Origin of the sequence: Bradyrhizobium huanghuaihaiense (assembly GCF_007830635.1) — a bacterium.
Lineage (GTDB): Bacteria > Pseudomonadota > Alphaproteobacteria > Rhizobiales > Xanthobacteraceae > Bradyrhizobium > Bradyrhizobium huanghuaihaiense.
Map to the genome: position 1 here is coordinate 163,133 of NZ_VLLA01000002.1, position 14,534 is coordinate 177,666.

Sequence of the window (14,534 nt, forward strand, 5' to 3'; positions counted from 1 at the left end):
CTGTTTCGCGGGCTAGGCCAGGTCCGTTCCCAATGAACTAACCCCGCCGCCGCGGACTGCTTCCGGGCCCCCGCTGAAGGCGGCGACCAATTTTTCAAGGACCGGCGAAAAGCCGCCGTCGGACGGGACGATCGCCGCGGAGGACGGCAGTTCCGACGCTCGGTGGCAGGCCGTTGCATGTCCGATGCCATCCGCCACGAGCCGGGGCATTTCGCTGCGGCAGCGGTCGACCACATAGGGGCAGCGAGTGTGGAAGCGGCATCCCGCGGGTGGATTGAGCGCGCTGGGGATCTCTCCCTGCAGCACAATCCGGCTGCGCTTTGCCCGCGGTTTGGGCACGGGGATCGCGGACAGCAGCGCGCGGCTATAGGGATGGCGCGGCGCGGCGAACAGCGCGTCGGCCTCTGCGGTCTCGACGATCTGGCCGAGATTCATCACCGCGACGTGGTCGGCGATGTGCTTGACCACGGCGAGATCGTGCGAGACGAAGATATAGGCGAGACCGAGCCGGTCCTGCAGCTCGCGCAGCAGGTTGAGAATCTGCGAGCGGATCGAGACGTCGAGCGCCGAGACCGGCTCGTCGCAGATGATCAGTTTCGGTTCGACCGCGAGCGCGCGGGCAATGGCGATGCGCTGGCGCTGGCCGCCGGAGAACTCGTGCGGATAGCGCCGGGCGAGGCGCGGCTCCAGCCCCACCAGCCGCAGCAACTCCGCGACGCGCTCGGGCCGCCGCGCCGCCGGAACGAGACCGTGCAGCGCCAGCGGCTCGGTCAGGATCTGACCGACCGTCATGCGCGGATTGAGCGAGGCGTAAGGATCCTGGAAGATGATCTGCGCCTCGCGGCGGAAGGCGCGCAAGCCGCCGGCATCGAGCGAGAGCAGGTCGCGTCCGTCGAAGCGCACCGTGCCGGCATCCGGCTCGATCAGCCGCAGCACCAGGCGGCTGACGGTGGACTTGCCGCAACCGGATTCGCCGACGAGCGCCAGCGTCTTGCCGGCGTCCAGCGAGAATGACACGCCATCGACCGCCTTGACATGCGCCAGCGCCCGCCCGAACAGCGAGCGCTCGGCGACGAAATGCTTGACCAGGCCTTCAACTTCGAGCAGCGCCATCAAGACACCAGCAGTTCGAGCGGCGCGCGGATGCAGCGCGAGAGGTGACCGGAGCTGATTTCGACCAGCGGCGGCGGCGCCTTGGTGCAGGCGTCCAGCACGAACGGGCAGCGCGCGGCGAAGCGGCAGCCGGCGGGCGGCTGCGCCATGTTCGGCACCATGCCCTCGATCGTGGCAAGCTGCTCGGCGCGGTGGTCGAGCCGCGGGATCGAGCCGAGCAGGCCGACGGTGTAGGGATGCTGCGGCGTGGCGAACAATTCGTCCACCGGCGCGCGCTCGACGATCTCACCGGCATACATCACGGCGACCTCGTCGCAGACCTCGGCGACAACGCCGAGATCGTGGGTGATCAGGATGATCGCGGCGCCGCTCGCCGCCTTCAGCTCGCGCATCAGCTCCAGGATCTGGGCCTGCAGGGTGACGTCGAGCGCCGTGGTCGGCTCGTCCGCGATCAGCAGCCGGGGATCGCAGGCGAGTGCCATCGCGATCATCACGCGCTGGCGCATGCCGCCGGAGAGCTTGTGCGGATATTCATCGATGCGCCGCTCGGGCGAGGGGATGTGGACCCGGCGCAGGAGCTCGATCGCGCGGTCCCGCGCACTCTTCCGCGAGCCGCCACGATGGCGCAGGATCGTCTCGATGATTTGGTCGCCGATCGTAAAGCTCGGATTGAGCGAGGTCATCGGCTCCTGGAAGATCATCGCCAGCCGGTTGCCGCGCAGATCGCGCAACGTCTGGTCCGGGGTCTTCAGCAGGTCAAAACCGTCGAAGCGGATCGAGCCAGTGATCTCCGCGCTCTGCTTCGGCAGCAGGCCCATGATCGCCAGCGAGGTCACGCTCTTGCCGCAGCCGGATTCGCCGACGAGGCCGAGCGTGGCGCCATTGGCGACGCTGAGGTCGACGCTGTCGACGGCGTGGGTGACGCGGCCATCGTCACCATGAAAGCGGATGCGCAGATCGCTGATCTCGATGAGGGGGCTCGCGCTCATGATCGTCTCGCGCGCGCCGCAGCGATGCTGGCGTCGATGACACTCCGATCGGTGTTGCCGGCCGGGTTCTGCCGCGTCGGCATGGAGGGGCGGAAGTGCACCCAGAGCTCGTGGCTGACGCGCTCGAGCCGTTTGAGTTCGCCGAGCGGATCGGGATGGTCGTCGGCGCGAATATCCAGCGCCGGCCATTCCTCTTCGCCGTGGATCAGGAGCGCGGCCGACTGCTTGCCGCGCTTGTCGCCGCCGGCGGCTTCGCCTGCGCGCATCGCGGCGAGCAGGCGGCGCGGGAAGGGCAGGCTGTCATTGGCGATAAAAGTCTTGGCGGTCTCGTCGAGCACGTCGGCCCCGGCGAGCATGTTGCCGGCGATCGAGAAGCCGCTGCCGGCGATGTGGCCGCACCAGTCGACGCAGTCGCGCCCCGTATGCGCCGCGATCTCGCCGCTGGCGTCCATGATGTGCATCTGACGGCTTTCGCGCCCGTCGTCCGTCGCGAGCAGGGTGGCGAGCACGTCGTGGACGTTTAAACCTTCGCGCAGCAGCTTCACGCCGTCGATGCCATAGTAGGGATTGACGAAAGCCTGCGTCGCGATGGCGCCGACGCCGGCGGCGATATAGGGCACGCGTGCGCCGACGGCGAAGAAGCGGGTCGCAACCGCGATGCCGAACTGGCCGGTGGCAGGATCGCGTGCGATGATCGACCAGGTCATGTGCTGCCTTCAGCGTCCCGCGGCGTAGCCCTGCATGCCGCGCGGATTGGCGGCGGCGCGCCGGCGTACGCCGACGCGCGAGGCCGCGGTGAGGCGGCCTTCCGACCAGTCTGGGCCGACCTCGACGATGTGCCCGCGTTCGCGCAAATTCTCGATCGTCGCCTTCGGCACGCGGTTCTCGACCACGAGCACGCCGGGCCGCGCGGTGCGGGGCCAGAACGAGATCGGGAAATGCTCGGAATGCCAGGCCGGCGCGTCGATCGCCTCCTGGAGATTGAGATTGCAGTGGACGTGGCGCAGGAAGAACTGCGTGATCCACTGGTCCTGCTGATCGCCGCCGGGCGAGCCCCAGGCGAGGTAGGGCTCGCCGTCGCGCAACGCCATGGCCGGCGACAGCGTCGTGCGCGGCCGCTTGCCCGGGGCGAGCGAGCCCGGTTGGTTTTCCTCCAAATCGAACATTTGTGCGCGGCTGCCGAGGCAGAAGCCCAGCTCGGGAATGACAGGCGAGGATTGCAGCCAGCCCCCTGAAGGCGTCGAGGACACCATGTTGCCAGCCTTGTCGATGATGTCGAAATGCACGGTGTCGCCGCGCACCTCGCCGAAGCGCCCGACGGTTGGTTCACCGGCGCCGAGCGCGCCAACGGCCTCGCGTTGGCCCTCAGCGCGGCGCAGCTTGACCACGCCGCCGAAGCCCTCGACCGTGCCGGGCCGGAGATCGAGCGAAGCCTTCTCGGTGACCAGCTTGCGGCGCTCGTCGTTGTAGGCATCCGACAGCAGCGTCGCGATCGGGATCTCGCTGAATTTGGGATCGCCGTAGAATTTTTCGCGGTCGGCGAAGGCGAGCTTGGCGCATTCGATCTGGAGATGGATGAACTCCGGCCCGGTCGGATCGAGCGCGTCGAGCGCAAAGCCCTTCAAGAGTGCAAGCTGCTGCAGCGTCACCGGGCCCTGGCTCCAGACGCCTGCCTTGCAGACGGTGTAGCGGCCGTAATCATAGGTGAGGGGTTCTTCGACCGTCGGCTGCCAGCGTGCCATGTCGTCGGCGGAGAGCACGCCGCGATGCGGCGAGCCGCTGACGTCCATCACCTCCTGCGTCCGGCAGAACTTGTCGATAGCTTCGGCGACGAAGCCCTGCGACCACGCCTTTCGCGCGCGCTCGATTTCGGCATCGCGGCCACCGCCGCCGCTTTCGGCTTCGCTCAGGATCCGGGCGTAGGTCGCAGCAAGCGTCTTGTTGGTGAAGAGCGTGCCGGGCTTCGGCACTTCACCGTTCGGAAGATAGACCGCGGCCGATGTCGGCCAGTGCTTGCGGAAGAGCTGCTCGACGGTCTGGATCGTGGCGCAGGCGCGCTCGACCAGCGGATAGCCGTCGCGGGCGTAGGAGATCGCGGGCTCCAGCACATCGCGCACGCGCATCGTGCCGTAGTCGCGCAGCAGCATCATCCAGGATTCGAAGGTGCCGGGGACGCAGGCGGCGAGCAGGCCGGTGCCCGGCACCATGTCGAGGCCTTCGCTCTTGTAATGCGCGATGGTCGCACGCGCCGGCGCCGGACCCTGGCCACAGATCACCTCGGTACGGCCACGCTTGACGTCGTGCACGATAACAGGGACATCGCCACCGGGACCGTTCAGATGCGGCTCGACCACCTGAAGCGTGAAGGCCGTCGCAACGCCGGCATCGAAGGCGTTCCCGCCTTTTTCCAGAATGCCCATGCCGACGGCGGTCGCGATCCAGTGCGTGGTGGCGACGACCCCGAACGTGCCCTCGATCTCGGGCCTCGTCGTGAACGGGTCGGGATTGATATTGCTGCCCATGGGACTTCACCACCTTATTTCCGGCGCGCGCAATTGATCACAGCCGATGCCGCGCCGCCAATGCGCAGGCTGCATGGCACGCGCGCGTCACGCCGGGACCGGCGCGGTGTTGACTGCGTGGCAGGCGACGCCGTCGATCAGTTCCGGCGTTTCCTTGCGGCAGAGATCGAACGCCAGCGGGCAGCGCGGATTGAAGGCGCAGCCGGGCGGCGGATTGATCGGGTTCGGGATCTCGCCCTTCACCGGAATGCGCTGACGGCCGCTCATCGCGAGGTCAGGCACGGCCCCCAGCAGCATCTTGGTGTAGGGCATGCGCGGCCGGGAAAACAACTCGCGTCCCTCCGCGATCTCGACGATGCGGCCGAGATACATCACGCCGACGCGGCTCGCCATGTGGCGGACCACGGCGAGGTTGTGGCTGATGAACATGTAGGTCAGGCCGAACTTGTCCTGGAGATCGCGCATCAGATTGAGGATCTGCGCCTGCACGGAGACGTCGAGCGCCGAGGTCGGCTCGTCGCAGACGATGAATTCGGCGTCGGATGCGAGCGCGCGCGCAATCGCGATGCGCTGGCGCTGGCCGCCGGAGAATTCGTGCGGAAATTTCAGCCGGTCGTCGGGATGCAGGCCGACGAGGCTGAGCAACTCGCCGACGCGGGCCTGGATGTCGCGCTCGCCCTGGATCAGGTCGAAGGCGCGGATCGGCTCGGAGATGATGGCATCGACGCGGAAGCGCGGGTTCAGGCTCGCATAGGGGTCCTGGAAGATCATCTGGATGCGGCGGCGCAGCTTGCGCCGCGCGAGGGCCTGCCTGGGATCGCCCATCGAGACGCCGTCGATCAGCACGTCGCCGGAAGTCGGCGGCAACAGGCCGACCACCATCCGCGCCACCGTGGTCTTGCCCGAGCCGGATTCGCCGACCAGGGCAAAGGTCTCGCCCTTCCTGATCTCGAAGGAGACGTGATCGACCGCCTTGAGATATTCGAGATGCCCGCCCTCGAGCACGCGGTTGAGCCAAGGTTTTGAGACGTCGAAGACGCGACGCAGATTTGTGGCCTGGACAAATGGCGTGCTCATGCCGCGCTCTCCGCCGGCATGGTGTCGTAGAGATGGCAGGCGACCGATTGCGCGCCGCGCGGCAGCGGCTCCGGCCGCTCGACACGGCAACGATCGAACGCGAAGGCGCAGCGCGGGTTGAACGAGCAGCCGCGCGGAATCGCCGACAGGCGTGGCATCGAGCCCGGAATCTGCACCAGGCGCTTGTCTTCGCCGGCAAGCGTCGGGATCGCGCCCATCAGGCCCTTGGCATAGGGATGCAACGGGTTCTTCACGACGTCCTGCACCGGGCCGATCTCGGCGACGCGTCCGGCATACATCACGGCGACGCGGTCCGAGGTTTCCGCGATCACGCCCATGTCGTGGGTCACCAGCATCACGGCGGTGCCGTGGTCGCGGCCGAGCCGCTTGATCAGCGAGATGATCTGCGCCTGCACGGAAACGTCGAGCGCGGTGGTCGGCTCGTCCGCGATGATCAACTCGGGCTCCGCGCAGATCGCGAGCGCAATCACCACGCGCTGGCGCATGCCGCCGGAGAATTCGTGGGGATAGCCGTCGATACGCTTTTCCGGCGCGGGAATGCCGACCTCGGCGAGCAGGTCGATGGCGCGGCGGCGGGCGGCGGATTCGGACAGATTGAGATGGGTCCGGATCGTCTCGACGATCTGGTCGCCGACCTTGTACAGCGGATTCAGTGACGTCAGGGGATCCTGGAAGATCATCCCGATGCGCTTGCCGCGGACGCGGCGCATATCCTCCGGCGGCAAATTGTCGATGCGCATGCCTGCGAGGCGGATCTCGCCGCCGGCAATACGGCCGGGCGGATCGATCAGGCCGATCACCGCGAGGCCGGTGACGGATTTGCCGGCGCCGGATTCGCCGACCACACCGAGCACCTCGCCCTTGGCAATGTCGAAGGAGACGTCGTCGATGGCGCGCAGCGTGCCGCGGCGGGAGGCGAACTCGACCTGGAGATTACGCACGGAGAGAACGGGTTCGGTCATGGGCGAGGCGTACTCATCGAAGCTTCGGGTTGAGCGCGTCGCGCAGCCAGTCGCCGAGCAGGTTGATCGACAGGATCAGCGCGGCCAGCGCGAGCCCGGGGAAGGCGACGATCCACCATTCGCCGGCGAACAGATAGTTGTTGCCGATCCGGATCAGCGTGCCGAGCGAGGGCATGGTGTCGGGCAGGCCGACGCCCAGGAAGGACAGCGTCGCCTCCGTGATGATGGCGAGCGCGAGGTTGATCGTGGCGATGACCAGGATCGGGCCCATCGTGTTCGGCAGCACGTGGCGCAGCATGATCTTAGGCGCGGGCAGGCCGATCAGCTGCGCGGCGGCGACGTAGTCCTTGTTCTTCTCGACCATCACGGAGCCGCGCACGGTCCGGGCATATCCGACCCAGAAGCTGAGGCCGATCGAGATCACCAGCACGAACAGCATGCTGGTGGCGTCCAGCCGGTTGCCGAGGATCGACTTCGCGATGCCATTGACCAGCAGCGCGATCAGGATGGCGGGGAAGGTGAGCTGCACGTCGGCGATCCGCATGATCACCCCGTCGACGGCGCCGCCGAAATAGCCGGCGACGAGGCCGAGCCCAATACCGAGGGCGCCGGCGAAGATCACGCCGGCGACGCCCACGGCGAGCGAGATGCGCATGCCGTAAAGGATCGCGGAGAACACGTCGCGGCCCTGCTCGTCGGTGCCAAGCAGGAACGGGCTCTGGCCGTCGGCGGTCCACAGCGGCGAGATCCGCGAGTTGATCAACTGGAGCTGTGCCGGATCGAACGGGTTCTGCACCGCAAGCACGGATGCAAAGATCGCAAGCAGGAAGAACACGACCGTGATGGCGGCCGCAACCATGGTGAGCTTGGAGCGACGGAACGAATAGAAGACGTCGCTGTCGAGCGCGCGGCTGAGCCAGCTGCGGGCGTGGGGCGGCTGCGTGCTCTGCCGATCGGAATTGGAGACGACTGCGTCGGACATGCAGGCTGCCTTACGTGGCGCGGCCGACCGTCGCGCGCAGGCGCGGGTCGACCACGGTGTAGAGGATATCGACCACCAGGTTGATGGTGACGAAGATCAGCGAGACCATCAGAAGGTAGGCGGCCATGATCGGGATATCGACGTTTTGCACGGCCTGGACGAACAGAAGTCCCATGCCCGGCCACTGGAACACGGTTTCGGTGATGATTGAAAATGCAATAACCGAGCCAAACTGCAGTCCGGCCACGGTGATCACGGGAATGAGGGTGTTCTTCAGCGCGTGGCCGAAATGGATCGCACGCGTGGTCAGCCCCCGCGCGCGGGCGAAGCGGATATAGTCAGTCCGCAGCACCTCCAGCATCTCCGCGCGCACCAGCCTCATGATCAGGGTCATCTGGAACAGGCCGAGCGTGATCGAGGGCATGATCAGCGCCTTCAGGCCCGACAACGTGAGCAGACCGGTCGTCCACCAGCCGAGCTTCACCACCTCGCCGCGGCCGAACGAGGGCAGCCAGCCCAATGTCACCGCGAACAGATAGATCAGGAGGATGCCGATCAGGAAGGTCGGCAGCGAGATGCCGATCAACGAGACCGCCTGGAATAATTTGGCGAGCACGGTGTCGCGCTTGAGCGCGGAATAGACGCCCATCAGGATGCCGAACACCATCGCAAACACGGTCGCGCAGATCGCCAGTTCCAGCGTCGCGGGCATGCGCTCGCTGAGCAGCGCCGAGACCGGCTGGCGGAACTGGTAGGAGACGCCGAACTTGAACTGCGCGGCATCGGCGAAATAGCGCACGAACTGCACCGGCACGGGATCGTCGAGGCCGAGCGACTTGCGTACGATCGCGCGCTCCGCCGCCGAGGTGTCGATCGAGACGATCTGGTTGACGGGGTCGCCGGCGAAACGGAACATCGAGAACGCGATGATGCCGACGGCGAACATGACGCCGATGGCCTGAACGGCGCGGCGAAGCGTGAAAGCGAGCATGCCTTCCACTTTCCTTGGGTGTGCGTACGGCCGACGTCCTTGTCAGCCGGAAGAGGATTGGTCCCGGAAGCCTGACGCTGCCGGGACCTCGTGTTCAAATAACGCTATTCCTTCTTGGTCGCCCAGTGGAACATGACGAGATTGTCGGCGCGCTGCGGCAGGTTGACCTTCTTCGATACGCCCCAGGCCAGCGCCTGCTGGTGCAGCGGGATGTAGGACCAGTCCTTGATGCCGATCTCGTAGGCCTCCTTGATCAGCTGGTTGCGCTTCTCGGTGTCGGTTTCGACCAGCACCTTGTCGGTGAGGGCGTCGAACTCCTTGTTGCAGTAACCGCCGAGATTGGCCTCGCCGCGCGAGGATTTCGCATCGTCGCGGCAGCCCATGATGTCGTAGAGCACGTTGTGGGAGTCCATCGTGCTCGGGGTCCAGCCCAGCAGGTAGAACGAGGTCTGGTAGCCGCCCTGCTTGAGCACCTTGGCGAAGTACTGCGCCTTCGGCTGCGCCAGCAGGTTGATCTTGACGCCGATGCGAGCAAGCATGCCGACCACGGCCTGGCAGATCGCGGCGTCGTTGACGTAGCGGTCGTTCGGGCAGTCCATGGTGACCTCGAAGCCGTCGGGATAGCCGGCCTCGGTCAGCAGCTTCTTGGCTCCATCAGGATCGAATTTCGGCCGCGTGAAGCTCTTGGACAGAGCGAACAGCTCCGGCGCGATCATCAGCGCCGACGGCGTCGACAGCCCGCGCATGACGCGCGTCTTGATCAGCTCGATGTCGATCGCCTTGTAGAAGGCCTCGCGGACACGGGCGTCCTTGAACGGGTTCTTGCCCTTGATGTTGGAGTAGAGCAGCTCATCGCGCATCTGGTCGAAGCCGATGAAGATGGTGCGCAGCTCCGGCCCCTTCAGCACCTGGGCATTCGGGCTGGAGTCGACGCGGGAGATGTCCTGGATCGGAACCGGCTCGATGACGTCGACTTCGCCCGAGAGCAGGGCGGCGACGCGGGTGGCGTCGGAGGAGATCGGGGTGAAGATGATCTCCTTCAGATTGCCTTCAACCTTGCCCCAGTAGTTGGGATTGGCCTTGAACACCGTCTTCACACCGGGCTGATGGCTCTCGATGATGAAGGGACCGGTGCCGTTCTCATGGAGCGAGGCGTAGCTCGGCGTGGTCGCCGCCACCGGCGTCGGATCGACGACGTTGTTCTCCTCGGCCCATTTCTTGTCCATGATGTACCAGACATCCCACGAGTTAAGCAGGATGGGATTGGGCGAGGGCAGGACGAAATCGACGGTGTAGTCGTCGACCTTGACCACCTTGACGTCGGGCGCAAGGCGGGTCTGCATGTTCGACCCCTTCTTGCGGACGCGATCGGCGGAGAACACCACGTCGTCGGCGGTGAATGGATCGCCGTTGTGGAACTTCACGCCCTTGCGCAAATGGAAGCGCCAGCGGGTCGGCTCCGGAGTTTCCCAGCTTTCTGCCAGCGCCGGGATGATCTTGAGGTCCTTGTCGCGCGCGGTGAGGCCTTGATAGACGTGCCCGAGATGGGCGTGGGTGGTGCTCTCGTTGAGCGTATAGGGATCGAGCGACTTCAGGTCACCCTGGTTGGCATAACGCAGCGTCTGGCTCGACGCCGGCGAGACCGCCAACGCAAGCGTACCGGCGAGCGTCGCCGCAAACAGACTTCGACCGACTGACATTCTTGACCCTCTCCACATGCCACGCCGGTGATTTTTGATTGTTCGGCGGGGCTGACTGATCCATGTTGCCCAGAGTTCACGACCCGTGCAAGCGCCATTCCAGCAAGGAACGCGCCAAGTTGCACCGCTGTGCAGCAATGCTGCCCGGCAATCTAGGGGAGGCCGGCGCGCGAACGACATTCGACTTTCGACCTGTGAAGTCTCCGGAAGCAGGGACATGGGCCCTGCCGGCCCCGGGCATTTCAGTCGTCCGCTGCGGTCGCGGCCGGGCGATTTGATTGACCATACCCGTCGATTGCGGAAGCCGGTCCCGGCGGCTTCCCCTCAGGTCGCTTGCGTTGCACACCGTGTCGCGGTGATACTACCAGCAGGCCGCTCGAATCTCATCCGGAGGGGACATGAAGGTTAACATCGAAATCGACTGCACCCCCCTCGAGGCCCGCCAATTCTTCGGATTGCCCGACGTGGCGCCGATGCAGACGGCGGTGATGGACAAGCTGCAGCAGCAGGTCCTCAGCAATATCGAGAAGGTCTCGCCGGAGTCGCTGATCCAGAGCTGGTTCACCTTCGATCCCAAGATCGCCGAGCGGTTTCAGGACATGTTCGTCACCATGGCTGGTCTCGGCAGCCCGCGCAGCAGCGACAAGAAGAAATAGTGCAGTCCGGGCGGGACGGAGCGCAGGATCCAGGTCGGCTTCGTCCGCCGGCTCTCGGCCTGCTGCTGGCCGAAGCCCGTGGACTGTTCGAGTTCAACGCGAGCCTGCTGCTCTCGCCGCTCCTGATGCGTGCGCCCAAAGGCGACGGCCATCCGGTGCTGGCGCTGCCGGGCTTTCTCGCCAGCGATCTTTCGATGGCGCCGCTGCGGCGCTATCTCAGTGAGCTCGGCTACGAGGCACATGCCTGGCGGATGGGTCGCAATCTCGGCGGGCTGGAGCGGATGCGGGAGGCATTGCGCACGCGTCTCGCCGAAATCCATGCCGCGACCGGGCGCAAGGTCAGCCTGGTCGGATGGAGTCTCGGCGGCGTCTATGCCCGCGATCTCGCGCTTCGGGCGCCCGACATGGTCCGCTACGTCGTCACGCTCGGCAGCCCTTTTGCCAACGACGTGCGCGCGACCAACGCCACGCGGCTCTACGAAGCGCTGTCCGGCGAGCGGGTCGAGGATTTCGCGGAAGCGCGCGAAGCGATCGCCGGCGAACTGCCGGTGCCGGCGACGTCGATCTATTCGCGCGCCGACGGTGTCGTGAACTGGCGGACGTGCCTGTTGCATCCCTCCGACCGCGCCGAGAACATCGAGGTGCACCTGGCGAGCCATATCGGGCTCGGCGTGAACCCCGCGGTGCTGTGGGCCGTGGCGGACCGCCTGGCGCAACCGGAGGGAGAGTTCTGGCCATTTGACCGGGCGGGGCCCTTTGCCATTGCATATGCCCCGCCGGAGCGGGCAGTATCGGCCTGACGAGAAGCGCCGCCAAGGCGCCCGTCGATTATTCGGGAGGGAACTATGGCTGACGGTAAGAAGCTGTCGTCGCTGGACGCGTCGTTTCTGTATCTGGAAACGCCTGAGATGCCGATGCATGTCGGGAGCATGGCGATCTTCCGCCTGCCCGACGACTACAAGGGCGACTTCTTCGAAGACTTCAAGGCGATGATCGTCTCGCGCCTGCACATCGCGCCGATCCTGAAAGCACGGCTGGAGAAGGCGCCGCTCGACATCGACCATCCCTCCTGGGTCGAGGACGACCAGTTCGATATCGACCGTCACATCTTCCGCGCCAGCCTGCCGCAGCCGCGCGACCGCGCCACGCTCGAGCGCATCGTTGGCTGGATGCATGCCAAGCTGCTCAACCGCGCCCGCCCGCTCTGGGAGTTCTACGTGTTCGAGGGCATGAAGGACAACGAGGTCGGGCTCTATTCCAAGATGCACCATGCCGCGATCGACGGCGGCGCCGGTGCGGCGCTGACCAACATGATCTACGATATCTCGCCGATCCCGCGGCAGGTCGAGCCGCCGACGGGCGGAGTCAAGCCCGGCCAGGAGCCGCGCGACATCGCCGCGAACCTGCTCGATTCCTACCAGCAGCTGTTCAGCCAGCCGCTCGATGCCTCGCAAGCGGCGAAGAACCTGCAGCTGCCGCGCACCGGCAAGAGCGACATCGGCTCGATCCTGTTCGACAACGCGATGTACCAGATCGAGAGCGCGGTGCGCTTCGCCGGCAACATCCCGACCGTGCTCAAGAGCGTGTCCGATGTGCTCGGCAAGGTCGCCGATCCCAAATCGCGCGAGAGCCTCGCCAGCATGGTGTCGCCGCCGACCATGCTCAACAAGACGATCTCGTCGGAACGCAGCTTTGCCGGCGTGTCGATCTCGCTGTCGCGGGCGAAGGCGCTGGCCAAGCAGGCTGGCGGCAAGCTCAACGACGTCGTGCTGGCACTCGCCTCCGGCGTGGTCCGCCGCTATCTGCAGCAATATGGCACGTTGCCGGCGAAATCCCTGACCGCCGCGGTGCCGATCTCACTGCGCGAGGAGGGCAACACCGAGGCCAACAACCAGGTGTTCGGCATGATCTGCGCGATCGCGACCAACATCGACGATCCCAAGGCGCGGCTGGAGGCGATCATCGCGCAATCGACCAAGTCCAAGGAGATGTCGCATCCGCTGCGCGCGCTGATGCCCCAGGTCTCCAACATCTCGATGCTGGGCGCGCCGATCATGGTGCAGATCCTGGCGCTGCTCTACAGCCGCTCGAATCTCTCCGACGTGCTGCCGCCGGCCGCCAACATCACCGTGTCCAACGTGCCCGGGCCGCGGCAGACGCTCTACGCCGCCGGCGCCGAGCTCTTGCACATCTTCCCGGTGTCGATCTCGACGCATGGACAGGCGCTCAACATCACCGTGCAGAGCTATCGCGACCAGCTCGATTTCGGCTTCATCGTCGGCGCCAACATCATTCCGCACGTGCAGGTGATGTGCGACATGCTGCCCGAGGAGTTCGCCGCGCTGGAGGCGGCCTATGCGCCGCCGTCGGCGGACATCAAGGGTGCTGCCGAGTAGGAGTGTTGCAATGATTGAAATGCCGCCGCTCAAGTTCGCGCAGACGAACGGAATCCGCATGGGCTATTACGAAGCGGGCCCGGCCGACGACAAGCCGCCGGTGGTTCTGTGCCACGGCTGGCCCGAGCTCGCCTTCTCCTGGCGCCACCAGATCAAGGCGCTCGGCGAAGCCGGTATCCGCGTGATCGCGCCCGACCAGCGCGGCTATGGCGCGAGCGACCGGCCCGAGCCGGTCGAGGACTACGACATGGAGCATCTGACCGGCGATCTCGTCGGGCTGCTCGATCACCTCGGAATCGACAAGGCGATCTTCGTCGGCCACGACTGGGGCGGCTTCGTGGTCTGGCAGATGCCGCTGCGGCATCCCACGCGCGTCGCCGGCGTCGTCGGCGTCAACACCCCGCACTGGGATCGCGCGCCGATCGACCCGATCGCGCTGTTCCGCCAGCGTTTTGGCGACCAGATGTACATCGTCCAGTTCCAGGATCCCGCGCGCGAGCCGGACAGGATTTTCGGCAGTCGCGTCGAACAGACGTTTGATGCCTTCATGCGCAAGCCGGCCGCGCGCCCTCCGGGTGCGCCCGAGGAACAGCCGATTGCCGGCATTGGTGCTTCGCCCCGCATCAACCTGGCGTTCCCGCAGATGATCGCGAATTACGACGCCAGACATGATCCGCGCACGCCGATCCTGTCGGCGGAGGAAAAGAAGGTGTTCGTCGACACGTTCTCGGAAACCGGCTTCACGGGCGGCATCAACTGGTATCGCAACTTCAGCCGCAATTGGGAGCGCGCGAAGGGGCTGGATCATCACATCCACGTGCCGTCATTGATGATCATGGCCGAGAACGACGCGGTGCTGCCGCCATCTGCGGCCGACGGGATGGAAAAGCTGATCGCCGACCTCGAGAAGTACCTGGTGAAGGACAGCGGCCATTGGACGCAGCAGGAGAAGCCGGAAGAGGTCAGCGCCAAGCTGATCGAATGGCGTAGAAGGCGGTTTGGCTAGCTCGTCATTGCGAGCGAAGCGAAGCAATCCAGGAATGCGTCCGCGGAGACACTCTGGATTGCTTCGTCGCAAGGGCTCCTCGCAATGACGACGTTGAATATCGAGGCAGGGGGGAAGCG

The 14,534-nt window shown here is 65.8% G+C and carries 13 protein-coding genes; 4 read left to right on the forward strand and 9 right to left on the reverse strand.

All coding sequences use genetic code 11. From position 1 onward, the window contains the following. Positions 1-12 precede the first annotated feature (12 nt). The 9 genes from IQ16_RS04780 to IQ16_RS04820 form a co-directional block, all read right to left on the reverse strand. Positions 13-1,113, reverse strand: a complete 1,101-nt coding sequence (locus IQ16_RS04780; protein ID WP_035668302.1) for an ABC transporter ATP-binding protein — start codon at positions 1,111-1,113, stop codon at positions 13-15. Beyond that, positions 1,113-2,102, reverse strand: a complete 990-nt coding sequence (locus IQ16_RS04785; protein ID WP_018648145.1) for an ABC transporter ATP-binding protein — start codon at positions 2,100-2,102, stop codon at positions 1,113-1,115. Before IQ16_RS04785 ends, IQ16_RS04780 begins: the two co-directional genes overlap by 1 nt. Beyond that, positions 2,099-2,809 (reverse strand): DUF1028 domain-containing protein, encoded by a 711-nt coding sequence (locus tag IQ16_RS04790; protein ID WP_018648144.1) that lies wholly within the window; start codon positions 2,807-2,809, stop codon positions 2,099-2,101. The genes IQ16_RS04785 and IQ16_RS04790 overlap by 4 nt, the downstream gene beginning before the upstream one ends. 9 nt (positions 2,810-2,818) lie before the next feature. After that, entirely contained in the window at positions 2,819-4,624 is a 1,806-nt protein-coding gene (locus tag IQ16_RS04795; protein WP_018648143.1) for a gamma-glutamyltransferase family protein, read from the reverse strand. 87 nt (positions 4,625-4,711) lie between these two features. Next, positions 4,712-5,701, reverse strand: coding sequence for an ABC transporter ATP-binding protein (locus IQ16_RS04800; protein ID WP_018648142.1), 990 nt, complete (start codon positions 5,699-5,701; stop codon positions 4,712-4,714). Next, positions 5,698-6,684 (reverse strand): ABC transporter ATP-binding protein, encoded by a 987-nt coding sequence (locus tag IQ16_RS04805; protein ID WP_018648141.1) that lies wholly within the window; start codon positions 6,682-6,684, stop codon positions 5,698-5,700. Before IQ16_RS04805 ends, IQ16_RS04800 begins: the two co-directional genes overlap by 4 nt. 13 nt (positions 6,685-6,697) lie before the next feature. Next, positions 6,698-7,666 (reverse strand): ABC transporter permease, encoded by a 969-nt coding sequence (locus tag IQ16_RS04810; protein ID WP_018648140.1) that lies wholly within the window; start codon positions 7,664-7,666, stop codon positions 6,698-6,700. Between the two features lie 10 nt (positions 7,667-7,676). Next, positions 7,677-8,657, reverse strand: a complete 981-nt coding sequence (locus IQ16_RS04815; protein WP_026312834.1) for an ABC transporter permease — start codon at positions 8,655-8,657, stop codon at positions 7,677-7,679. A gap of 104 nt (positions 8,658-8,761) precedes the next feature. Next, entirely contained in the window at positions 8,762-10,357 is a 1,596-nt protein-coding gene (locus tag IQ16_RS04820) for an ABC transporter substrate-binding protein (RefSeq protein WP_018648138.1), read from the reverse strand. Between the two features lie 398 nt (positions 10,358-10,755). Between IQ16_RS04820 and IQ16_RS04825 the strand changes: the two genes are divergently transcribed. Genes IQ16_RS04825 through IQ16_RS04840 form a run of 4 tightly spaced genes read left to right on the forward strand, consistent with a single transcriptional unit; the run spans position 10,756 to position 14,415 of the window. Continuing rightward, positions 10,756-11,013, forward strand: coding sequence for a DUF6489 family protein (locus IQ16_RS04825; protein ID WP_018648137.1), 258 nt, complete (start codon positions 10,756-10,758; stop codon positions 11,011-11,013). Continuing rightward, entirely contained in the window at positions 11,013-11,813 is an 801-nt protein-coding gene (locus tag IQ16_RS04830; protein ID WP_018648136.1) for an esterase/lipase family protein, read from the forward strand. Before IQ16_RS04825 ends, IQ16_RS04830 begins: the two co-directional genes overlap by 1 nt. A 45-nt stretch (positions 11,814-11,858) precedes the next feature. Continuing rightward, positions 11,859-13,409, forward strand: a complete 1,551-nt coding sequence (locus IQ16_RS04835; RefSeq protein ID WP_018648135.1) for a WS/DGAT/MGAT family O-acyltransferase — start codon at positions 11,859-11,861, stop codon at positions 13,407-13,409. 10 nt (positions 13,410-13,419) lie between these two features. Further along, complete coding sequence (locus tag IQ16_RS04840) at positions 13,420-14,415, forward strand: alpha/beta fold hydrolase (protein ID WP_018648134.1); 996 nt, start codon at positions 13,420-13,422, stop codon at positions 14,413-14,415. Positions 14,416-14,534: the final 119 nt, after the last annotated feature.